18 protein-coding genes and 2 pseudogenes are annotated in these 22,591 nt (G+C 40.1%); 8 read left to right on the top strand and 12 right to left on the bottom strand.

What is annotated here, in order from left to right; all coding sequences use genetic code 11:
- Window positions 1-103: 103 nt before the first annotated feature.
- The 4 genes from EAE93_RS12355 to EAE93_RS12370 all read right to left on the bottom strand — a co-directional run bounded on the left by EAE93_RS12355 (window position 104) and on the right by EAE93_RS12370 (window position 6,129).
- A complete protein-coding gene (locus EAE93_RS12355; RefSeq protein WP_214039779.1) occupies window positions 104-1,696 on the bottom strand; it encodes a serine hydrolase domain-containing protein in 1,593 nt (530 codons plus the stop codon).
- Between the two features lie 557 nt (window positions 1,697-2,253).
- Window positions 2,254-3,354: an amidinotransferase gene (locus tag EAE93_RS12360; RefSeq protein ID WP_036778981.1), complete on the bottom strand. Its 1,101-nt coding sequence runs from the start codon at window positions 3,352-3,354 to the stop codon at window positions 2,254-2,256.
- 723 nt (window positions 3,355-4,077) lie between these two features.
- Window positions 4,078-4,380, bottom strand: coding sequence for a hypothetical protein (locus tag EAE93_RS12365; protein WP_036812683.1), 303 nt, complete (start codon window positions 4,378-4,380; stop codon window positions 4,078-4,080).
- A 795-nt stretch (window positions 4,381-5,175) separates the two neighbouring features.
- Window positions 5,176-6,129: a dienelactone hydrolase family protein gene (locus EAE93_RS12370; protein ID WP_036812680.1), complete on the bottom strand. Its 954-nt coding sequence runs from the start codon at window positions 6,127-6,129 to the stop codon at window positions 5,176-5,178.
- Window positions 6,130-6,282: 153 nt separating this feature from the next.
- Here EAE93_RS12370 and EAE93_RS12375 point away from each other — a divergent pair, with 153 nt between their 5' ends.
- Complete coding sequence (locus EAE93_RS12375) at window positions 6,283-7,182, top strand: DNA-3-methyladenine glycosylase family protein (protein ID WP_214039780.1); 900 nt, start codon at window positions 6,283-6,285, stop codon at window positions 7,180-7,182.
- A 111-nt stretch (window positions 7,183-7,293) separates the two neighbouring features.
- On the opposite strand, the gene EAE93_RS12380 is transcribed toward EAE93_RS12375, so the two are convergent.
- From EAE93_RS12380 to EAE93_RS25555, 3 genes and pseudogenes are all read right to left on the bottom strand, one after another.
- Window positions 7,294-7,743 carry a hypothetical protein gene (locus EAE93_RS12380; RefSeq protein ID WP_214039781.1) on the bottom strand — a complete coding sequence of 150 codons (450 nt, stop codon included), beginning with the start codon at window positions 7,741-7,743 and terminating at the stop codon, window positions 7,294-7,296.
- A gap of 115 nt (window positions 7,744-7,858) precedes the next feature.
- Window positions 7,859-9,394 carry a DUF6973 domain-containing protein gene (locus EAE93_RS12385; protein ID WP_214039782.1) on the bottom strand — a complete coding sequence of 512 codons (1,536 nt, stop codon included), beginning with the start codon at window positions 9,392-9,394 and terminating at the stop codon, window positions 7,859-7,861.
- Between the two features lie 699 nt (window positions 9,395-10,093).
- Window positions 10,094-10,900: pseudogene (locus EAE93_RS25555) on the bottom strand (IS982 family transposase).
- Between the two features lie 227 nt (window positions 10,901-11,127).
- Between EAE93_RS25555 and EAE93_RS12395 the strand changes: the two are divergent.
- From EAE93_RS12395 to EAE93_RS12405, 3 genes are all read left to right on the top strand, one after another.
- Entirely contained in the window at window positions 11,128-14,541 is a 3,414-nt protein-coding gene (locus EAE93_RS12395; protein ID WP_214039783.1) for a DEAD/DEAH box helicase family protein, read from the top strand.
- 62 nt (window positions 14,542-14,603) lie between these two features.
- Window positions 14,604-16,238, top strand: coding sequence for a type I restriction-modification system subunit M (locus EAE93_RS12400; RefSeq protein WP_214039784.1), 1,635 nt, complete (start codon window positions 14,604-14,606; stop codon window positions 16,236-16,238).
- Complete coding sequence (locus EAE93_RS12405; protein WP_036812664.1) at window positions 16,235-17,392, top strand: restriction endonuclease subunit S; 1,158 nt, start codon at window positions 16,235-16,237, stop codon at window positions 17,390-17,392. The genes EAE93_RS12400 and EAE93_RS12405 overlap by 4 nt, the downstream gene beginning before the upstream one ends.
- A gap of 397 nt (window positions 17,393-17,789) precedes the next feature.
- On the opposite strand, the pseudogene EAE93_RS12410 reads toward EAE93_RS12405, so the two are convergent.
- Window positions 17,790-17,991: pseudogene (locus tag EAE93_RS12410) on the bottom strand (transposase); the annotation flags it as partial.
- Between the two features lie 568 nt (window positions 17,992-18,559).
- Between EAE93_RS12410 and EAE93_RS12415 the strand changes: the two are divergent.
- From EAE93_RS12415 to EAE93_RS12425, 3 genes are all read left to right on the top strand, one after another.
- Window positions 18,560-18,844 carry a hypothetical protein gene (locus tag EAE93_RS12415; protein WP_036812662.1) on the top strand — a complete coding sequence of 95 codons (285 nt, stop codon included), beginning with the start codon at window positions 18,560-18,562 and terminating at the stop codon, window positions 18,842-18,844.
- Between the two features lie 316 nt (window positions 18,845-19,160).
- Window positions 19,161-19,424, top strand: coding sequence for a hypothetical protein (locus EAE93_RS12420; RefSeq protein WP_214039785.1), 264 nt, complete (start codon window positions 19,161-19,163; stop codon window positions 19,422-19,424).
- Window positions 19,421-19,855 (top strand): hypothetical protein, encoded by a 435-nt coding sequence (locus EAE93_RS12425; RefSeq protein WP_214039786.1) that lies wholly within the window; start codon window positions 19,421-19,423, stop codon window positions 19,853-19,855. The genes EAE93_RS12420 and EAE93_RS12425 overlap by 4 nt, the downstream gene beginning before the upstream one ends.
- Window positions 19,856-20,146: 291 nt before the next feature.
- On the opposite strand, the gene EAE93_RS12430 is transcribed toward EAE93_RS12425, so the two are convergent.
- The 4 genes from EAE93_RS12430 to EAE93_RS12445 form a co-directional block, all read right to left on the bottom strand.
- Window positions 20,147-20,467: a TA system toxin CbtA family protein gene (locus EAE93_RS12430; RefSeq protein ID WP_214039787.1), complete on the bottom strand. Its 321-nt coding sequence runs from the start codon at window positions 20,465-20,467 to the stop codon at window positions 20,147-20,149.
- 20 nt (window positions 20,468-20,487) lie between these two features.
- Window positions 20,488-20,814, bottom strand: a complete 327-nt coding sequence (locus EAE93_RS12435) for a type IV toxin-antitoxin system YeeU family antitoxin (protein ID WP_072165607.1) — start codon at window positions 20,812-20,814, stop codon at window positions 20,488-20,490.
- 12 nt (window positions 20,815-20,826) lie between these two features.
- Window positions 20,827-21,297 carry a RadC family protein gene (gene radC, locus EAE93_RS12440; RefSeq protein WP_214039788.1) on the bottom strand — a complete coding sequence of 157 codons (471 nt, stop codon included), beginning with the start codon at window positions 21,295-21,297 and terminating at the stop codon, window positions 20,827-20,829.
- Window positions 21,298-21,366: 69 nt separating this feature from the next.
- On the bottom strand, window positions 21,367-22,188 hold the full coding sequence (locus tag EAE93_RS12445; RefSeq protein ID WP_036812650.1) for a DUF932 domain-containing protein: 822 nt from the start codon (window positions 22,186-22,188) through the stop codon (window positions 21,367-21,369).
- Window positions 22,189-22,205: 17 nt separating this feature from the next.
- On the opposite strand from EAE93_RS12445, the gene EAE93_RS12450 reads away from it, so the two are divergent.
- Window positions 22,206-22,364 carry a hypothetical protein gene (locus tag EAE93_RS12450; RefSeq protein WP_214039789.1) on the top strand — a complete coding sequence of 53 codons (159 nt, stop codon included), beginning with the start codon at window positions 22,206-22,208 and terminating at the stop codon, window positions 22,362-22,364.
- Window positions 22,365-22,591: the final 227 nt, after the last annotated feature.

Here is a 22,591-nt window from a genome sequence, read left to right on the forward strand (position 1 = left end):
GAACAAAGTGCATCTAATAGAAAATATCTTTAGGCCCTCAATAACATTAGTTCTATCCTGCTAATGAAATGCTGTTCTAAATTTATATTTACTAATCTGACAATTAAACTGCAACGAATTCTACATTCAAGCAACGCGCATTACCGACATAGAGACGAGGTTTATTGGTATCAGGATCAAATTTAAAATCAACAACAAACTCAGCACTGGGTGAGAAATAACTATTCCCATAAATATGTCGCAAAGCCTCTTTTTTTACAGGATGGATAATCCCATCAATATAAATGTCATCACCAGACGATATAATATTAATTATCGCCTCTGTTTCATGGCTATAATAGCGCCCTGACAATAGTTTAATATCGACGCTACTTTCATTGTTCATCTTCTTCAAATAAAAAATGTTACCAACTTCATCAATATGTTCCAGTGCGATAACACTGTCATTTTCAATGACTGGCCTGAACTGGATTCTACTTCCTTGTTCTTGGAATGTACCGTCAGAGTTAAAAATAATCGGGTTACCTTTTGTAAATAAATTACCTAATAAATAAACATCTTCTTTGGTAATAATATAAGGATAAGGCTCTAACCCTCGGAAAATACCGGTGATATCAATATCACTGGTTAGGCAATGTGATTTTTCTGGCTCAACATCAGTATTAAGCAATATATCAATATACTGATCCGTCCATTTACCAACATCAACATCGCGTGCATCAGTCATCGCGATACCTAATTTAGCGTTTGGTAAAATACAAATACTAGCTCTGAAACCAGCATAGGTACCACTATGTTGTATTATCGTTTGCCCCGCACGTTGGTCGATAATCAAACCGTAACCATAATTGTTACGATTGCCATTAGTTAAATCTGGTGTACGGGATAATTGAGGCAGTAGCTCCTGAACAATCGATGGCGAATAAAACGCTTTAGCCCAACGACATAAATCATTCACTGTGGAGTGAACCGCTGCACTACCCATCACAGAATTGTTAATATCACTTCTTATCCACTGTTGCGAATTTTCATTATAAGTGTAACCCATCGCCCGATTAGAGATAATCTCGGTTATATCATCACAGATAATAGTATCTTTCATCTCTAATGGAGCGAAAACATTTTCTTCTGCATATTCTTTTAACGACTTTCCTGAAACTACGCTGACGATTTCCCCTAGTAAATAATAGCCCGTGTTGCTATAAATATTATATTCCCCAATGGGGGCGTTAAGTGTCTGTTGTCGTTGGATCAATTTTTTCACTAAATCAGCATGGCAGTAGTCAAAACTCGAGTTTTTACCTGCCAGACTATAAAGCAAAAATACATCCCGTAACCCACTGGTGTGATGAATAAGATGCTCAATGGTAATATCAGAGAAATGTGCGGGTAAATAATCCAAATATTGTCTGACTTTATCCTTGACGCAAAGCTTTCCTTCTTTTTCTAGCAAGGCGATGCAAAAAGCCGTGAATTGTTTTGAAGCACTCGCTAAATAGAATTTAGTATTAGTCTGTATAGCAACAGCATGTTCAATGCTAGCTTGCCCGATATGACGCTGATAAATTATCTTATCATCGTGGATAATAGCGACTGCGAGAGCCCCACCTTTTTTTTCATTTTCAACATTAACCAATTCATCTATTTTATTGATAAACAACTGAATATTATCTTTAGATATCATCGATTTCATCATGAATTTCCTTATATAAAATTATAAAACAAGACATATATATGCAGTCTGATAGCAATATATATGGGCAGTACTGTAAGACGTAAATAACCAACATCCAAGTAATAACTATTATCATTTAATATATAAAGAGAAACAGAAAGTGACTACGGTCACTCATCGGAATAGATGAATTCATGCTGGCAGCGATTCACTACCAGCAATTATTTCAGAACTCATACTTAAATCCAGAATTAAATAACCTGTTACTATTCATAATTATAGAAATGATAGGAAGGAGGGGGGAGAAATACAAGCAAAACGCATGCACACACTGCGATTGATCTTAACTGTGTGCATGCGGGTATTTATCTCTAACATTTACATCAGTCGTATATAAATGTAGAGGCATATTTAGCTATGGTCAAATATTGGGGAAACTTTCAATATCACAATCACTTTTACAATAGTGAAATCATTCCAATACACAACCAGTGTAACAGTGGCTATCATATGCAAGATACTTAATGCAAACATTACTGCATCCCAAAGGGAATATCTTCAGATAGCCATCTTTACTCCTAGTCAAGATAAGATTGTAAAGTTCCGCGCCGTCTTACATCCACGGTTGCACAATGGAAAGAACCACCGAAGGTATTAAAATTCCTGAAATTACATGGAATAGGCGTAAAGCCCCAACGTTTCATGGCAGCAATCATTGGCTCATCCTGTTTTTCAACAATCACTCGCTGCTCATCCAACATCAGAATATTCATGTTGATCCATTTACTGGTGGTATATAGAGGATGATCATCAGGAATAACTGGGTCAGGTGCATGTAATACGTCCCAGTTCCTAAACAATTCAGGAATTTTTAACACCTTTTTGGGGTTAATCAACAGTTTTCCTGGCGCCATAGGAACAAAGGTAGCATCAATGTGCATAGGGCTATCATCGTTAAATTCAAAAACATGAATACGATATTCATCACCTATATGACGACGAAGCCATTCAATACCAAATTCATTTGTGACATGGCTCTTTTGAGCAATGATATCTCGCCCACATCGGATAAAATCCGCAGCATCAAAAGTCGGTTCAAATTCAGTTATCGCAAGGGGAACACGCTCCTCGCTATTAGGCTGATGCCATTCGAAATTATATTGTTCCTCGATCAGCTGTGGTTTTGGCCCGGCGCTCCATTTTGCACCTTTCTTAAAGTAATCTTTAAGTAAAGTCTTATATGCCGCCGTCTCAAAATAACGGGAACGCCATGCTAGCGGGCATTCAATAATATCATTTCCAATAACTAACAGCACATCGCGAGGCATTGCACAATAAAACCCTGTACTACTCCAGCCTGGCGCACCAAATACCTGAGATTGGTCTTGCGGATCTGGACGACGTACTGTCACACCTTCACCTTCAAGAATATGGACAAATTCTTCTAACTCTCTAGATGCTGCATCAATTTGTTCTTGCGGAAATGCCCGACCTGCATACCGATAAAAATTAGTAATTTGATTCGGTGGCAATATCGGCTCTATCGCCATATGCCAGCCGGGAAATCTGGCGCCATCAACTACACCGACAATAACCTCCTCAAGTGGGTCCCATTCATTAAAAGAACAAACTGGGGAAGTATTCTTACTATTACAATCTGTTACATTTGAATCAAGCATGTCGTCTCCTGATATTTTAATATTATGTCGCTTTAAAACTATAACAATTGTATTAATCGCGACCCTATTTCCATCAATATAAACCTCTTAGAAAAAATTCAATTTCAATATATCATCATACATAATATTGTGAATTTACATATCTTCTCGCTTAAAAAATCCAACAACAAACCATAATATTGGCTATTTAAAACAGTAAAAAACTGTTAAAAAATTTATTTTTCCGTTATAAAACGTTCAACCAAGGTAATAATATAAAAAACAACTTTATAGTTTCACTGTAATTTTATAACTCTAAAATAAGAATATAAATTTGTCTGCGAGCAATAATATATGGACATTTAAATTTGTAAAGGAATTAAATTTAAGGATTGTAAAATAGAGTTAATGTGATTGTTTGCTATATAATTATTACCGTTAAAACATTACCTAAAATAAACCACATTTATTTATAAGATATAGACTCTTTAATTTCAAAATAATTTATTTAAATAGTAACAGGAAGAACGTAAATATTTACGTTCTTCCTAATTTTAGGTGCATTTGGTAGAAAACACATTTATGTTTTTAATAAAACCAGTCCCATGCTATAAAGAAACACTACATTTAATTTCAATTAGCAATCATGCTGTATTTGGCAACTGATTATATCACTCAAACTAAATCAGGTTATTCTACAGAATATTTTTTCAAACACTCATTTAGAAATTTAACAAATAATTCTTAAATTTCAACACCTACTATATATTTTATATTAGTAAGTTTACTTTTTGCGACCTTCACTTTTACATCTAATTTTTCATGAAGAACACGTAAAAGAGAAAGATAGAGCAGCACAATCTTCTCTTTATCTTTATCATCAACTAGTAATAGATGAAAATCATCAACTACGCCTAAAATATTCAGACTAACAATAACTGAGCTGGGTGACAGAATATCAATATTGACTTTCTCTACTTTACCCACTCTAAGCTCATCATCGACAATCAGCTCTTCATTTAACAAAATATCTTTCTTAATTATCATAACATAAACTCCAAATTTTAATCTAACCAATTGATAAATAACTTATATCACTCAAGAATATGTACAATAAGCCATTCATCTTGCCTATATGAAATTGTAACCATTTTCACTAGAAAATAAGGTGTTTATCAGGAATTTATCCAGCATTTAGATAACATATACAGCATTTTTGATGCCATATTGACGCTTTATCTAATACATATAACTATAGATGCCATTAATGTATTGTCAATAAAATAAAAAAATAAATTTAATTAATTTAAAATCAATATTTTATTACCCAGTAAAAAAATAGAAAAGATATTACATCCTGTAATGAACAGGATATTTCAGTAATTTTTCCAATCTAATATAATGACAGCGATAAATGATAATGGGAAATAAACAGCTACTTCCCTTCTATACTATAAAAGGTAAAACCGAGAAAATTACCCAAGAAACGAAGAATAATTCATAACGTTTTAGTACTATATTTTTTGGAAATAACAAGCGGTATATTAATCAAGTGATGATTTATAGTAAACATTATAATTTCACCCCATCTTTCCATTATAATAACAAGAATATAAAATAAATCTCAGGAAATTATATTATTATTAAATTTATTATAAACCATTAATCACCAATTCTTTATTTACATATATTTTTATTGCCAAATGAGATATGAAATTAACAACAGTTACTATGCGAAAATAATCCTAGAAAAAACGTGGTGTCAATTTTGACTATACCACGTTTTATTTCCAAATTTAATATCACTTCCCAATATATAAAAACCAACGAATTAATACCATTTTAGATAACAGACTTTTCTCCATAATCCCTAGATAACCAATTCTTTATATCTTCAACAATAGGAGTAATCTGCAAAACACCTTCACTATTCCTGAATCCATGATTTAAACCTGGGTATTGATAAAAGGTAATATTATCTTTCTTTAATTGTTCTTTCATTTTTATCGCTGAACTAGAGCTGACTGAATTATCATTTAGCGTTTGAATAATCAAGATAGGACTCTTAGTCTGATTTAACACTTTATATTGATCAATACCAAGAGAAACCCTCCACCAATTAGCACCGTGATTACTCATTTCTATATGACTCATATTCTTCCCGGTAGCTATTTCTTGCTGAAAATCCCTAAACCCTTTAATTGCCTCATTGAGATATTCTGGTGACACCTCACTCCTTATACTATGAATAACATCATCAGCGAAATGCCGACCTCCACCATTCAGTGACACAGTTCTATCAATATAATTGACTTGTGACGTAATTAAATTGGCAACCACTGCCCCTTCACTTCCACCCAAGACAATGATCTTCTTATATTTATTCTGATGTTTTAGATAACCAATGATCTGAATATAATCCTTAACTCGCTGCTCTGGTGTATCCGAACTCATATAAGCCTTAGGACAATCTGAGCGTTCAACAGCATTAGACCAAGGGAGTGATGCATTAATGCCATATTTTTCCACAGTCAGAACATCACTATCGGGATAAATATCACTAAACGTGTCATTCACAAACTTATTATTGGCGATACTATTACAATCAGAACCCTGTATCAGCACTAATAGATTATTACCTCCTCTTTGCTTAAGATAGTAAGTTATTTCACTACCATCATGACGGAAAAACTGTTTATGCGTATTTGTATTTGAGTAAGCGAAATCTATACAACATGAAAAAAGCAGAACAGATGTCAGAATTTTCTGTCGTAAATTAAAACGATATGCTTTCATTAACCTCTCCTTTAACTAACATATACAAAGACCACAGATTGACGATATTATCCCTGTCAGAAAAATTTTAAAAATTTGAAAACAGATTTCAGAGTTTTTTATCCAGAATGCTAACTATGATCACTAAAATACCCATACCTTGGGAGAGAAGAAATGAAAACCACTTTATCCACCAAAATCGCATTACCCGATAATTATCATATCCACGATTTTTTCGCTTTTCATCAAAGGGATAAACAAAATATCGCCGAAATTGTGGAACAGAATAAAGTTCGAAAAGGGACGATGTGGGATGACAAACCTGCGGAATTAACCATAGCTATTAATGCAAAAACCGCACATATACAACTTAAAGTTGATGGTGATACAACAGGCCCTGATGAGCGCTTATCTGCTTTAGCATCTCATATGCTAGGGCTTCTACAGCCGGTTCATCTATTTGAATGTTTATATAAAGGACACCCGATTATCGGTTCACTTATTGCCAGACAATCAGGTCTAAGAATTTATCAATCGGCCACACCGTTTGAAGCATTAAGTTGGGCGGTTATCGGTCAGCAGATCAGCGTCAGTGCAGCCATCTCTATTCGCAGGAGATTTATTCAGGCAATGGGAGTTCAGCATTCCTCCGGGCTATGGTGCTTTCCAACCGCCAGACAAATACTCAACCATTCAGAAGATGAATTACGCCAATGCGGATTTTCTGTCAGCAAAGCCAAAGCATTACTCCGCTTAAGCCAATTAATTGAATCTGGTGAATTAACATTGGCAATCTCTGATGATGAGCAAGATATTCAGCAACTAACAGATAATTTACTCGCTATAAAAGGCATTGGTATGTGGACAATTAACTATTCCCTGTTACGGGGATTCAACTACTTAAATGGCTCATTACATGGCGATGTCGCCGTAAGACGTAATATGCAAAGACTATTTAATCAAAATGAAAAAATTTCCGCAGAACAAGCAGAAAAATGGTTGGCAGATTTCGCCCCCTGGAAAGCCCTATTAGCCGCACATTTATGGCGACAAGAATCAAGTGCAGGGTATTGATGTTGTTGTTAGTTTTCATTTCTTTAGCTGGTATCGTGTATTGTTGTTGTTATTTAGTAAACCCGGCAAATATCACCGGGTATTATGATGTGTTTTTTTAACATCAAGGCATTATGATGGTTTTCGGAATGATGAAGGGTTCCTCTGAACCTGCTGCTCATTAACGGAAGAAAATAAATAGTAAATTTTGTCCTCTACTGATGGGTCTCCTTTCATTTTTATGACAATTTTGGGAGCCTCTCTGGGAACACGATAATAAGCTATAAGCCCTTTTTCCTGATTTTCATAATCAAAATCGAGAACCAAGATTTTTTTACCCCCTGAATCCGGATAATAATAATACTCTTCGAAATAAACCACTTGCCCATCCTTAACAAAGATAATCTTGGAAAAGATATCAGTCCTTTCCTTTAACTCGGCACCAATGACAGACTTAATTTCGTCAAGATTCCAACCACTATCAATAATATACAAAGTGTCCCATTTAAACGGCGTGATTTTGCTGATGTTAACCAAGCAGTCTGTGTTTTGCTGGCAATGTTTATCAGCGTAATCAAACATACTCTTAACAATGCTAAACTGTCGGTTACTATTGAACATAAAAAAAACTATCAGCAATGTGCATGAAAAAAAAATGATTTTATTTTTTCTGCTGTTCCAATTGCATCGCCAATAGTTACTCAGGTGAAAAGCCATCTTCATTTCCTCTTTCAAATACCGAGTTCATATAAGAAAACTGCTCATCGGTGATTTTTTCTTTGACAATCTCAAACCCCATCGCATTTTTCTTGGCAACATACAGTCCCTCTTTATGAAAGCGATTCAACACTGCCTTGGCCTGCGCTTTCATTGACGAGTTCCTGCTCTGTAGGCCAATCCTACGCCCTATCTGGTTATTGAGTAAATCAATTGTCTGATCTGCGTCCTTAAGGGCAGCAAACTGCCGGATGTTAAGATCTATTTTAGGGTTACTTTCATGAGCATTGCCTGCATGGAGTGCCACTTCCTCACCATACCGAGCAGCAATGGTAGCTTGCCATAGTGTATGCCGAAAAGCATTGACCTGGGAGCCTTCCTTATATTTATTATCCAGTAACGTACCATTAGGGTTCGTTTTACTATTCCCTTGGGTTGAAAAACGCACCGCATTAGTCGTGATATTGGTAGCACCTCTTTCGTAGAGCCCAATATCATAGGCTGCAATAGGGTGCCGCATCGCAAATAAGATTTCCTTCATTTTCTGAGGCAAGTTATTGCTCTCACCAGTATAAGCACCATACCAGTCTTCAGAATAGCTAGCATCTTCTCCTGTTCCATACCCATATTTTTTATCAAAATCAGCTAAGTATGTAGTTAATTTTTTTATTTTCCCTACCTCATTATTAATATTACCATTTGCTTTTATTAATTCATTTAAAACAAAAAGATTTCTTTCTGTCAGCGGCATATTATCATGTAGCTCTTTTATAGCTTTATTATAATTTACTTCTCCTATAGATCCTTTAAGGTTATTATAAAATTTATCATATTTTGAATCTCTTGCATCCCTTCCATAAACAAATATTTGTAAAACAGCTTGAATTTTAACTGGTAGTAATCTAAATGAATTTATCTTCTGCTCTAAAAAGAATCGATCATCAAAAAATTCTCTCAGAGTATTTACATTTGAATTAACTCTTCCTTCAAACTTAGATACATAACTCATTACAACAGGTAATGTTGAATTAAAAACGTATCTATTAGCCATAATTGGTCTGGTGATATTTGGATTACCCATCAAAAATGCTTTTTTCTCTGAGCCAAATTTTTTTATCCCCCTCAATATATTCTCACAATCTCTTTTTAAAACCGGACAATCTTTTTTTTCACAAATAGGGCAATTCTCTTTGTTATATTTATCTTTATAAGTATTAACTATATCCGCAAAGCCAATGCCTCCCATTGGAGCATATTTAGCACCATCTGTTAGTGCCTTTACCATTTGCCCAGAACTCATGTAACCACCAGTTGCTGAAAAATCTGGCAAAAAACTTGTTTCTGAATCTAATTGTAATTTATCCTGAATTTCAATTTTTTGATCATTAGAATCAAAGGGAGAACTACCTTCATAATATGAAATTGGGTGAACACCTTCAATATGAACATCATATGGACCTATTTTAGTATTCATTGAACCACCAACCGCAACATTAGGTTTATCATTATTACTCATAAAAAACTATCTCTCTTTAATTTTACTTTTAAATTTAATGAAATCTTTTACTAGCTAAGAAAATCTATTACATAAATTTCTCAGCAGAAATTAAAATTTACATACTACAATTGCATTAGCATAATAAGTGAAAATAATTTTGCCTATACTATAAAATAACTTTCTTTATTAAAAAACAATTCATTATATTTATTAATGTTTTCGATGCTATCGTATTCACTCTCAAAAACAGCAGTTATGAGTTCATCAGGCTGAACATCTCTCACTAAAAAAAGCTACCATTCTTTCTATAATCTCGTTTACTTTTATCATCCTCTTAACTTCTTCAAGTATTCGAGCTAATGCCTTTTTATTATCTAGTTGATTAAAATATTCTCTAATTTTAATGTATGCCTCAATCTGAGGCATTCTTAATTTCTTATTTCCCTCAACATTAACTGCTGTATAAAAAAATAAGACATACATATTCCTTTTACTCTACCAATTATATAATCACTATTAAACCCATATTCATGTAAAATAGTCTATGTAGTATGGACAAAATCTTGACTAATAGCACGAAATTTATAACTTGGTCACTCAATAAATTACTTTTCATTTTTTACTAATTGTTTCATTTACGCTATCTATTTCAATGAAAACATAATAATATTTCACAGTATATAATCCTATGAATAATTTGTTTACCTAATAATAACCTCAAATTCGTTTAAAAATAGCAATATCACAATCCTGTAAATTCAAGCTCGGCTTTTTAGGTTGGAATGTATAAACAATTAAGCCAGTGACGATTTCCAATAAAAAACCGAGCTGACTGCGGTACCCTGAATGCGCTATCTGAGAAATATTTTTGAGCTGATCCACGACCGTTTATATCAAAAATCGCCTTCTTAACATTAGCTTATCTCAGAGAGATAATGCTTTTGCCTTCATTTACTGCGAACAGAGTAATTAACGTTATTCCTTCTGCTTCCAGTTCATCGCACAAGGCTTGCGACAAATACCCTTTATCGCCAAACATCCTGTTAACTCTTGTACCAGCGCTTTGACGGGATGGCGAATCCTTATTTCCTGAGGTCAACTTAACTGCCAGAAGTTCACCACAATCATTGATAACTAGATGAAGTTTAAAGCCATAAAACCAACCTGTACTCGTTTCCTCGCTGTGCAAGATCCTCAAATACGCGATGACGGGAAATACGGAGGTTGTGGCAAACAGCAATTTTGGTTGAATCAATAAAAGCGAGCCCCAGGGTTTCAGCCTTGCGTGAAGAAAAAAACATAGAGAGGAATGAAAGCCCTTTGCTTCAAGGTTAATATCCGGGTATAGCTGACCAACCCTGGAAAATCGGCCTGAAGATATTAAAACGTTTTAAAATCACGATAATGGCTCGTAGGGAATAAAATGAGGAGAGTCATCACTTCACTGAGAGAAAGGGAAGCTTCGCGGTGACATTTTAGCAAGCCATTTTCAATTAACTGTTGATGCCTGAGGATCTCCACGATTTTGTTTTATTTAGCAAAAACTTTGATCGTGCCTCAGGTACTTAGTTCCCTTCTTAATCAAATCTCAGGTAATTAGCGAAAAAACGCTCTAAAGCTTACAGCAATTTAAAACTGCTACGTCGGTAAATTCATATCCGCCATATGTCATTAGGCTCACTTTGTCAGCCAAATTAGTGTGATATTCTTTCCAGAAATCCTGTTGTATCCACGAAATAAGGCGATGATTTATGGAACAGTCTCTCAATTTTGAAATGTTACGTAGCCAGTGGCCGGAACTGACAGAGCTGGGATTTATGGCAGAACACTATGTTCACTCCGACCCAGAAAGCTGCTTGGTGAAGTTACGCAACTACATCGAACTAATGGTGCGCTGGTTGTATCGTCAGGAACGATTGCCGGAAGGTTTCAAGGCAAATCTGTACGATCTGATGAACGCCGATGTGTTCACCAGCATGATGCCGGAAGCTATCATCATGAAGATGGATGCATTGCGTATCCACGGCAACCGCGCTGCACACGGCGGACGCATTAAAGCCAAAGATACATACTGGCTGCTCAAGGAAGCGTACTTATTAGGGATTTGGCTATATGTCCGTTATGCCCACGGTAATGTTGATGACAGTCCTAAATTCACGCTTCCCCCACTAACACAATCTTCTGGTAGAGCAGATAAAAAACGCCTGGAAGAAGCAATAAAGGCGCAGGATGAAAGCCGTGAGCGTGAGCTGGCGTTGCAACGCGCTTTACAGCAGGAGCAGGAAAAAGCCGAACTCCTTACCCAGCGTCTTAATGAAGCCAGAACGCGCAACCAGCATGTTGCCGATATTCTCTCCATTGATGAAGCGGAAACCCGCCGTCGCCTGATTGACTCCCGCCTACTTGCAGCAGACTGGAATGTAGGGGAAGAACTTAAGAATACCGATCAGGTTACCCAAGAACATCCTGTCAAAGGACAACCTACTTCGACCGGTGACGGCTATGCGGATTACGTGTTGTGGGATGAAGCACATAAACCGCTGGCCGTGGTGGAAGCAAAAAAAACCAGTGTGAATGCCGAACAGGGGCGAATTCAGGCCCGGCTGTATGCGGACTGGCTGGAGAAAGAGTATGGTCAGCGCCCGGTAATTTTTTACACTAACGGCTATGGCATCTGGCTGTGGGACGACAATAAAACCCAAGGCTATCCGCCGCGTCGGGTATTTGGCTTCTACAGCAAGGAAAGCCTGCAATATCTTATCCAGCAACGTGATACCCGTCTGCCGTTAAACAGCGTACCGCACGTTAAAGATAACAAAGGCAAAGCAGTTGCAGGGCGTCTGTATCAGCTTGAAACCATTGCCCGCGTCAGTGAACGTTTCACCAATAAATACCGCCAGTCATTAATAGTACAGGCTACTGGTACGGGTAAAACTCGTGTGGCGATTGCGCTCAGTAAGCTGATGATTGATGCCCGCTGGGTAAAACGTGTCCTGTTTCTTTGTGATCGAAAAGAGTTACGCAAACAAGCAGCGAATGTCTTTAATCTGTTCACCAATGAGCCACTTTATGTGGTCGGGAAATCAAAAAAAGCAGATCGTCAGAACGCTAGGATCTACATCGCTACTTATCCCGGCATGATGAAGATAATGGATCACTTTGATGTGGGGTATTTTGATCTGATCATTGCCGATGAATCCCACCGCTCTATCTATAACGTCTACGGCGATCTGTTTAAGTACTTTGATGCGCTCCAGATTGGCCTGACGGCAACACCTATCGATATGGTGAGTAAAACCACTTTCGGCTTGTTCGGTTGCGAGGGACGAATTCCTACTGCTAATTACAGTCTGGAAGATGCCATTGCTGACAACAATCTAGTGCCTTATGAGGTGGTCACACACACCACGGAATTCCTGCGCGAGGGTATCAAACGAGAAAAATTAAGCGATGTGCAAATCCGCGAACTGGAAGAACAGGGTATTGATCCCAATACGCTGGAGTTTGAAGGTAAGTCGCTGGACGATGCGATATACAGCAGGGACACCAACCGCCATATTCTGCGTAACCTGATGGAGAATGGCCTGAAAGACTTGGATGGTCAGCTACCCGGCAAGACCATTATTTTCGCCCGTAACCATAAACATGCTCTGCTGCTGAGTGAGCTTTTCGACGAAATGTACCCACAATTTGCAGGATGTTTCTGCCAGGTGATTGATAACTACGATCCTCGTGCTGAGCAACTCATTGATGATTTCAAAGGGCTGGACGAAAGTACCAATAAAAAACTCACCATTACTATTTCTGTCGATATGCTCGACACCGGTATTGATATCCCGGAGATTGTGAATCTGGTTTTCGCTAAGCCCGTCAAATCGAAAGTGAAGTTCTGGCAGATGATTGGACGTGGTACTCGCCTTTGCCCGGGACTGTACGGCAACGATAAAAACGGCAACTCGCTGGATAAACAAAAGTTCCGCATCTTCGACCACTGGGGCAACTTTGAGTACCACGAACTGCATACCGAAGAGGCCGAAATCACACCGACAAAATCGCTGGCACAAAAACGCTTTGAGGCGTGGGTAATGCTGGGAGCCGCTGCGCAACGTAAATTCGACAAGCAGGCGGTAGATTTGGTCGCTCACCAGCTTCGCGAACAGATCAATGCGCTGGATGAAAAATCGATTGCGGTTCAGGAAAAGTGGCAACAAAAAGCGCAGTACAGCGATGAAAAAGTGCTGCGCCAGCTTTCCCCGAAAACGCAGCTGGATCTGCTTTCCGGGCTAGCGCCATTGATGCAATGGCTGGACGTGCGCGGCCAAAGCGAAGCCATGCGTTTTGATATGGATATTCTGGCGGCACAAACGGCCCGCTACACCAATACGGAAGAGCTGGATGTGCTCTGGCCGGTAATGGTTGAGAAAGTGGATCGCCTGCCGCCGCATCTGGCTCAGGTACAGCAGCAGGGGCAGCGTATTAATCATCTCCGCGACCTAAGCTGGTGGAAGCAGGCCAGCCTGGAAGAGCTGGAAGATATTCGTATTCACCTACGCGGTATTATGCATCTGATGGAAAAAGATCCAACGCCGCAATTTAACCCGTTGCATGTGGATATTACGGAAGATACGAATTTGGTACAAATGGAAACACGTAAAACCAATATTCGCTCCATTGATTTCAAATTTTATCGTCAACAGGTTCAGGGCGCTTTGGAGCCGCTATTCCAGCAAAATCCGGTACTGAAGAAAATTCGCGACGGTGAACCAGTAACGCAAAGTGAACTGGATGAACTAGCGAAACTGGTGCTGATCCAGAACCCCAATGTCGACATCCGGGCATTGAAAGAGTTCTACCCGCAGACGACCACCAGTCTGGACAAACTGTTGCGTACCATCATCGGTATGGATAGCAACGCGGTGGAGGTACATTTTGCGCATTTTGCCGCCGATAACAGCCTGACCATCCATCAATTACGTTTCCTGACACTGCTGAAAAACCATATCCGTGATTACGGCACTATCGAAATGAGACAGCTCTTTGAACAACCGTTCACTCATATCCACAACGAAGGCATCACGGGTGTGTTCCGGGACGTAGCACAAATCGCCCGGTTACAAAAGATAGTTGAAGAACTGGGTGTTGTGGCCGACGCAGAGACGGTATAATGCATCCATGATAAGCCCCAACAGCGGGGCTTTTGTATTTATAACAGGGTTATACGTTAACAATGATCACCGGTGACTTAAAAAGCAAAATCGACGGGCTGTGGGAAGATTTCTGGGTGGGCGGTATTACCAACCCGCTCACGGTTATCGAACAAATCACCTACCTAATGTACTCCCGGATGCTGGATACCCAGGAACAAAGAGACAAAAAGCGTAAACAAATCGCCGATATCGATTTTAAACCGCGCTTTGCGCCAGTACAGCAGGAGTTTCGTTTCAGTCACTACAGTAACCTAGGTTCGGATGAAATGATGGAAGTGGTACGCGATGGCGTATTTCAGCATTTCCGTCAGCTTGGGCAAGCCGATGGTATGAAGGTAACGCTGCTGGGGAACTTTATGAAGGATGCCCGCCTAGAGATTGTTAAACCTTCACTGCTGACTAAAACGGTGGAAGTGATTAAAAACCTGCCGCTGGATCGTGGCGACACCAAAGGCGATCTCTACGAATACCTGTTAAGCAAGCTAACCACCGCAGGAATCAACGGTCAGTTCCGTACGCCGCGTCACATCATCCGCACTATGGTCGAGATGATGGAGCCTAACCCGGCCCGTGGTGAAACAATTTGCGATCCAGCCTGCGGCACCGGTGGTTTTTTGGCGACCAGCTATGAATATCTGCTAGAAAAATACAGTTCTCTGGAGTCCATTCATACCGAGATTGGAACCAACGAACGTGGTGAACTGGAAGAGCAAAAAATCTTTACCGGCGATCTGCTGACACCGTGGCGTAGCCATGTGGATAACAATATGTTCCACGGTTACGATTTCGATACTACCATGCTGCGTATCGCCGCCATGAACCTGATTATGCATGGTGTGGAAGAACCGGATATCCACTATCAGGACACCATGAGCCAGAGTTTCAGCACCAACTTTCCACAGGCCAGTAAAAACGCCTTTAACTTGATTCTGGCGAACCCGCCGTTTACCGGTTCACTGGATGAGGAAGATATCGATTCCACTTTGTCAGCGATGGTGAAAACCAAGAAAACCGAACTGCTGTTCTTGGTGCGTATTCTGCAAATGCTGAAAGTGGGTGGACGCAGCGCGACTATCGTCCCGCAGGGAGTACTGTTTGGTTCCAGTAAAGCGCATCAGTCGTTGCGTAGAACGCTGGTGGAAGATAACCAGTTAGAAGCGGTGATCAACCTGCCTTCTGGCGTTTTTAAACCTTATGCCGGTGTGGCAACAGCAATCCTGATATTCACTAAAGGCGGCCAGACGGATGAGGTCTGGCTCTATGACCTGCAAAGTGACGGTTATAGTCTGGATGACAAGCGTAATCTGATAAAAGACAACGACCTGCCGCATCTGCTGGCAAGCTGGAAGCACTATCGTACTTTGCGTGGATTGCCGGTCGATAACTTTATGGGCGAGAAATTAGCCTCGTTGCTGAAACAGCAGTACCCGGAAGGTTTTGATACCAGCGTTGATTTCAAAGACCGCACTCAGGCCGCGTTTGTGGTGCCAAAAGCCGATTTAGCGGCTCAGAAATATGATCTCTCCATCAACCGTTATAAAGAAGTCGTATATCAGGCAGAGGAATACGAAGATCCTAAAGTGATACTGAAACGGTTAAAAGATCTGGAAAAAGAGATTCTGGCGGATCTGGATGAATTGGAGGGGATGCTGTGAGTTGGCCGATGGTGAGTATTGGAAATGTTGCAACAGTAATTACGGGAAAAACACCCTCTAAAGCTGATCCAGATTGTTTTGGTGGAGATATTCCTTTCATTACACCATCTGAGCTAACAGACTCAGATTATTTATTAAAACCAAGAACAACACTTACGGAAAAAGGATTATTATCTACCAAATTACTTCCTAAAAATAGTATCTTAGTTTGTTGCATTGGCTCTTTAGGTAAAATGGCTATGGCAGATTGTCCTGTTGCAACCAATCAACAAATTAATGCTGTGATTTTTGATGAAACGAAAATATATTACCGATTTGGGTTTTATGCGCTAAAACTATTAAAAGATGAATTGAAAGACATTGCACCATCAACTACTGTTGCAATAATTAATAAAAGTCGATTTTCAGCATTAACAATTCCACTGCCCTCTTTGAAAGAACAAAAACGTATCGCAGCCATTCTTGATAAGGCTGATGATATTCTTCGCAAACGTGAGCAATCTGTCAAACTCGCTGATGATTTTTTGCGTGCTACGTTTCTGGAGATGTTTGGAGATCTCGAAAGTAATCCCAAAAGATTCCCTATTGGTACTATAAGAGATTTAATCAGTTCTGCAAACTATGGCACGTCGAGTAAAGCATCTAAATCAAATGGTAAATATCCTGTACTTAGAATGGGTAATATTACATATCAAGGTGGCTGGGATTTTACTGACTTAAAATATATTGATCTTGATGAAAAACAAAAAGAAAAATTCTTGGTCAAGAAAGGTGATTTACTATTCAATCGGACAAATAGCAAAGAGCTGGTGGGAAAAACAGCGGTTTTTGAAAGTGATATGGAGATGGCATTTGCTGGATATTTAATTAGAGTCAGATCTAATGAATCAGGAAATAATTATTATATTTCAGGATATCTAAACTCAGTTCATGGAAAGAATACATTAATCAACATGTGCAGAAGTATTGTTGGAATGGCCAATATAAATGCACAAGAATTGCAAAACATAAGAATTCTTATTCCTCCAAAGAGTTTACAAGATGATTACGCAGATATTTGCAAGTCAATTAAGAAGAAAATAATTTGCCATTTAGAAAGTAAAAAAGAAATGGAAAAATTATTTAAAACACTTTGTTACGAAGCATTTAACTAACCTGAGTTCTGGATAAGAAATTGACGAGAAGCCTGTTCCGGGAGCAAAGTTTTGGTGAACGCCGAAAACAGCTCCGGGGAAGAACAGGCTATGGATAAGTTAACCTAAATACTGGTTAAGCCGTCACTAACATATTCATTTCTGAGTGGGAAATATTCAGTGACGGTTTGTTCTCTTTAAGACAATAAGCTATGAGTCCTCCCAACACATTCAACATTAATCCCAGGGCCGAATCTCACATTTTTTATATTGTTATATGGATAAAAATACCACTGTGATAGTTTGATAAGTAATCAATTCATATATTGAAACTTATCAAGAAAATCGGATTGAATGTGGAAAATTATCAACATCCACTAAATGTATAATTTTTACTCAAAGTAGAACCCCGCCCTGACATTAATCCCTGTACACTACGATGCCGTGAGTATTCTATTTGTGAAATATTCTTTAACTGATCATTGATGGCTTCTATAATGAAACGCTTTGATAACATCACTTTGTCCCACACTGAGAGCTCTTTTGCCTTCATGTTACTGCGCGTATCCATTGCCTGTTGCGTTTAAATCATCAAACAGAGCCTGACTGATATATCCCTTTATCCATGCCTGTTCTTCATAAGTTCTCTTTTTTCTTGGTCGAAATTTTCGATCTTGGAACAGGCATTTAGTTACATCTTTTATCCAGAGTTCAGGTTAACTAATGAGATAATCGTCAAAATTTTTGTAACTCCGGGAACCTTTGATCGAGATCTCCCCTGACCGCAGCGCCCATTTAAGTTCATTTAGATGAGGGTGACCATAAATTTTATGCTCTCCAACAAGGCGCACATTACTTACCCCAAACATGCACAGCGATACTCAATGATGATTTAAAAGCCCGATTTGAGCATTGGTATTCGGGGATAAGATTATGTGAAGAAGCGGATCGCTATTTGGCAGAAGCTGTTGCCGCATAGGTGCCCCGCACTTTTTTATGCTCGCCAGTGACATTATTGTTGAAAGTTAAATTCACTCAAATTATATTTAGTAAAGGTTATTAATATTGTTCCATATAGTCATGTGGTCATATAGTCATATAGTCATATAGTCATATAGTCATATAGTCATATAGTCATATAGTCATATAGTCATATAGTCATATAGTCATATAGTAAATGGAGCATTTATGAAAAAAACATCCTTATTTTTAACAAGTTCATTATTAACTGTTTCTTTCCTTTCAATCACACCAATAGCCTCAGCAGAAACCACCTCCCTAAAAAATCAATTCAATTTAGAAAATCAAAATTCAACAAATTTAGATTTTGATTTGAAATTATATAGTTCAAATGGAGGACCTGGTGGTAACGGCGGTAATGGCGGAAGTGGAGCAGGATCTCATGGTGGTAATGGCGGCAACGGTGGTAGTGGCGGCAATGGTAGTGGTAACGGAAATGGTAGTGGAAATTAGGGGTAAATAGCGGTAAAGGTAAAAGCTAACTTTCACATCCTTTGTTTTTTTGAGGCTGACGCTTTTTCTAAGCAAAGGATTTTTATAAGGTATTTATATGATTAATAAGAATTTATTTTTTTATTCAGTTTAACTATCCCTCTACTATTTTCCACAGCAAGCTATTCAAAACAAATAACTGAGGTCATTAAATGCTCTGTCCTTGATGGAAAAAAAGGTGAAAATGGTAAGAATGGTACCCCTAGTTGTAAAAATGGCGGCAACGGCGGCGACGGTATAGCTGGTAAAAATAACGGAAAAGGAGGAGATGGCGGCAATGGCGGCAACGGTGGAAGTGGGCCAAACGGTGGAAATGGTGGAAATGGTGGAAACGCAGGCACAGGGAACGGTTCACATGGTGGAAATGGTGGGCATGGTGGGCATGGCGGTAACACTGGGGGGGATGGTTCTCATGGAGGAAATGGCGGCAATGGTGGACATGGTGGCAGCGGAAGTGGTTCCCGTGGTGGACATGGAGGCAATGGTGGGCATGGCGGTGGAAATAAAAATACTTAACATGTATGTACTGAGGTTTTTATGAAAAAAAAATATTTTGCCTTATTGTTAACTTTTTCATCTTCTTGCATATCTCCGATCATATCTACAGCGTCATTAGCTATCCCTAACATCGCACATGCAGGGAAAGGGGATGGTGGGAAAGGAGGGAATGGCTCAGGAAGTGGTAATGGGGGCAATGGTGGACATGCTGGTGCTGGGAGTAACGGTAACGGAGGAGATGGTGGAAAAGGAGGACCTAACGGTGGAAATGGTGGGAGAGGAGGAATGGTTCAGGAAGTGGTAATGGAGGCAATGGTGGCGATGGAGGGAAAGGTGGATCAGGAGGGAAAGGAGGCCCTAATGGTGGTCAAAATGGCAAAAATGGAAGGGATGGCTAGAGTTCCTGACACTATTTACCATTTTGTGCTGCGACACAAAGCTGTTCCTATAATTTTTTCAGTCAATAGGTCGTAATAAGAGCGAAGAAACCTGCTGCCTCACCAACAGTTCCCAGCCCGACTGTGCATTAAGAGTGATTTTAATGTACAAAACGCCGGGAAAATAGATAAGCATCAAAACGTATAGCCGGTGCGCCTCCAGAACCCCGGAACAACTACAGGCATTAAAAAGCTTCGGCGTTCGGAATCACAGAGTCGCATTTGATAGGTAATCACATTGAATTTATTGATTATTTTTCTATACGATTTTTAAGTGTGCCCCCAATTATGCCCCCACATGTTTTTTCTTGTCAGTTAACTGGTTAAATTATAAACGTTCCACGTTGAGTTTAAATCGTGCTCGGTGGACATCCATAGAAGTTAACCAAGGTTCTTGATCTTGCACAGAGAAGCCTTTTTGGTCAATACGAACTAGTTCATAGCGTTCAACCAGAAAATTTACGGCATCGGCCAAGGCAATACCCGCCTCAATGTGTTTCTGAATAACAGTTTCATCACTGAACGGCGTGTCGTTTAGCGTGAAACCATAGTGCTGGTCTAGCAGGATTGTCAGTAACATTTGCCAGACAGCCAGGGGCGACAGACATGTCTTCGCCGCCTGCGGAGTTGTTGCAGGTTGAGTATTCATGTTTGATCTCAGGAAATTAGTTAGCGTTGAGTGGGGTAAACAGCGATGTACACATAGCCGCAACTGCCAAGGGTGTCGGCTTCGCAGGTAAAACCGTTGTGGTAGAGAGTGACACAGTGATGGTGGCAGGGGATAAGTTCACCAGTGGTCAGCATCGATTCCATCTGGCTGATAAAGTGCGGAAATGCGTCATTCAATTTGAAGCATTCCGTATCGCAGAAGTTGCCCATCAAACTAGCCCTTTCAGCCAGATAATGCAGCCGGTTGCCTTCCTGAACTAATCTGGCACCAAAACGTGGAACAATATCGCTTTTTAGCCCCCATTCATGGGCTGGTATTAATGACATGAAAATCTCCCTTTAAAGCAAACCAAGCTCAGCAAATGACACTACCTCGTTTCCCACCACAAGATGATCCAGCACACGTACTTCCACTAGTGCCAGCGCTTTCATAATCCTCTGAGTAATATGTTTGTCCTGCTGACTGATTTCTGTCGTGCCGGATGGATGGTTATGCGCCAAAATGACCGCAGCGGCGTTATGTTTCAGGGCTGATTTAACCACTTCGCGGGGATGCACTTCGGTATGGCTGAGCGTGCCGGTAAACAGTGTTTCTCGCTCCAACAGGCAATGCTGATTGTCGAGATACATCACGATGAAAACTTCCCGCTCCAGGTGAGCCATCTGCAGTTGCAGCCAGGTTTTTGTGAGGCTGGTTGAGGTAAATGACTCACTCGGTTGACGCTGGTATTTCTCCAGCAGACGTAATGCTCGCTGGATGACTCGCTGCTCGTTTGCAGGAAATACCGGAGACAAATTGATCGTAGGCATGATAACTCCTCAGAAGAAAAAGCCCTTCCGAATCTTCGGAAAGGCGTTAAGGGAAAATGGTGGAATGGTTCATGAAGCAAGCTGCAGCATATTCTCAGCCATCACCCAGAGGGCACGGTTGAGCTTCACATCACCGTCAATACCTTTCACTGCTCGGGTATGGGCGCGCTTTCCTTTGGTTGTTCTCCCCGATAGCCCGCCTTTAATGAGGTTTTCCTGAATGCGCTGATAAGTGGTCCACAGGTCGTTACTCTCATCCTGCCAGCGGCGTGGGGAAAGTATCTGCGTCTCTGTCACCGGTTGGTGCTCCTCACCGAAGCGATATGTCAGCGCCGCTTTCGCCATCGCCTGCTGAGCGGGCGGCGGCAACAAAAGCGACTGCATGGCATCGCGTTTCTCTTCTACGCGGTCAAATATTCCCAGTACTTCGTAGGCCCCTTCGATGACTTTCTCTACTACGTTGCCTTTATGCGGCACGCGCACTTCGCCAAAACTCTCACCGCAAATCAGCCCATTTTGGCAAACTGCTCTGAATAACCCCGGTAGCATCTGATATGAGCTGGAGCCGTCGTGGCTATTCAGCAGAATAATTTCGGGAACTTGTTTACCAGTAATCTGGCCTTCACGACGCAGGCGTAGCATGTGCTTCGTATGCTCTCGTTTGCTCTGGTCGCGGACTCTGGTCTGACACGCGAAGAATGGCTGGAAGCCTTCGCGTTGCAAGTTATCGAGAAGGGTAATTGTCGGGATGTAGGTATAGCGATCACTACGGGATTCATGCTTGTCTTCGCTGAAGACACTGGGCACATAATGGGCCAGTTCGTCGCGAGTTAACGGGCGGTCACGACGTACAAGGTTGACCGCACTAAAGCGGCTGGCTAAACGGGTCATAGGTGATTCCTTTAAAAATGGGCATAAAAGCCACTCCAGTGGAGTGGCGTTGGATGGAAGGTAAAGCATTCACGGAGAAGCCGGTGGCTGGCTCTGCTGTGGCAAGAGTTCACTGTCAGGTAATGTCTGGGGGATTAACTTGTCGGCCTGGTGATGTTGTAATCGCCGCAGAATAAAGGGCTTACTGTACTGGAAGTATCGAAGACACCATTCGTACTTCACGACTCGCCTTATGATCAGAGGCAAGCGTTCATACGCTTTGCTGCACACCGATAAAACAAAGGCATCATCATTAATTCTGTCCTCTGCTATTGCAGCCAGCCCTTTGATAAAGGAGCGCTTCAACTTTTGTCGAGAATTAGCTTCCAGGTGAACGTCGGAAGGCGATAGTACGTGTGGTCCA

This window comes from Photorhabdus akhurstii, from assembly GCF_018448925.1.
Classification (GTDB): Bacteria; Pseudomonadota; Gammaproteobacteria; order Enterobacterales; family Enterobacteriaceae; genus Photorhabdus; species Photorhabdus akhurstii.

Excerpts from the sequence above, each read along its gene's own strand:
- EAE93_RS12355 (WP_214039779.1), bottom strand. The coding sequence starts at position 1,696 with ATGATGAAATCGATGATATCTAAAGATAATATTCAGTTGTTTATCAAT.
- EAE93_RS12360 (WP_036778981.1), bottom strand. The coding sequence starts at position 3,354 with ATGCTTGATTCAAATGTAACAGATTGTAATAGTAAGAATACTTCCCCA.
- EAE93_RS12365 (WP_036812683.1), bottom strand. The coding sequence starts at position 4,380 with ATGATAATTAAGAAAGATATTTTGTTAAATGAAGAGCTGATTGTCGAT.
- EAE93_RS12370 (WP_036812680.1), bottom strand. The coding sequence starts at position 6,129 with ATGAAAGCATATCGTTTTAATTTACGACAGAAAATTCTGACATCTGTT.
- EAE93_RS12375 (WP_214039780.1), top strand. The coding sequence starts at position 6,283 with ATGAAAACCACTTTATCCACCAAAATCGCATTACCCGATAATTATCAT.
- EAE93_RS12380 (WP_214039781.1), bottom strand. The coding sequence starts at position 7,743 with ATGTTTGATTACGCTGATAAACATTGCCAGCAAAACACAGACTGCTTG.
- EAE93_RS12385 (WP_214039782.1), bottom strand. The coding sequence starts at position 9,394 with ATGAGTAATAATGATAAACCTAATGTTGCGGTTGGTGGTTCAATGAAT.
- EAE93_RS12395 (WP_214039783.1), top strand. The coding sequence starts at position 11,128 with ATGGAACAGTCTCTCAATTTTGAAATGTTACGTAGCCAGTGGCCGGAA.
- EAE93_RS12400 (WP_214039784.1), top strand. The coding sequence starts at position 14,604 with ATGATCACCGGTGACTTAAAAAGCAAAATCGACGGGCTGTGGGAAGAT.
- EAE93_RS12415 (WP_036812662.1), top strand. The coding sequence starts at position 18,560 with ATGAAAAAAACATCCTTATTTTTAACAAGTTCATTATTAACTGTTTCT.
- EAE93_RS12420 (WP_214039785.1), top strand. The coding sequence starts at position 19,161 with ATGGCGGCAACGGTGGAAGTGGGCCAAACGGTGGAAATGGTGGAAATG.
- EAE93_RS12425 (WP_214039786.1), top strand. The coding sequence starts at position 19,421 with ATGAAAAAAAAATATTTTGCCTTATTGTTAACTTTTTCATCTTCTTGC.
- EAE93_RS12430 (WP_214039787.1), bottom strand. The coding sequence starts at position 20,467 with ATGAATACTCAACCTGCAACAACTCCGCAGGCGGCGAAGACATGTCTG.
- EAE93_RS12435 (WP_072165607.1), bottom strand. The coding sequence starts at position 20,814 with ATGTCATTAATACCAGCCCATGAATGGGGGCTAAAAAGCGATATTGTT.
- radC (WP_214039788.1), bottom strand. The coding sequence starts at position 21,297 with ATGCCTACGATCAATTTGTCTCCGGTATTTCCTGCAAACGAGCAGCGA.
- EAE93_RS12445 (WP_036812650.1), bottom strand. The coding sequence starts at position 22,188 with ATGACCCGTTTAGCCAGCCGCTTTAGTGCGGTCAACCTTGTACGTCGT.
- EAE93_RS12450 (WP_214039789.1), top strand. The coding sequence starts at position 22,206 with ATGGGCATAAAAGCCACTCCAGTGGAGTGGCGTTGGATGGAAGGTAAA.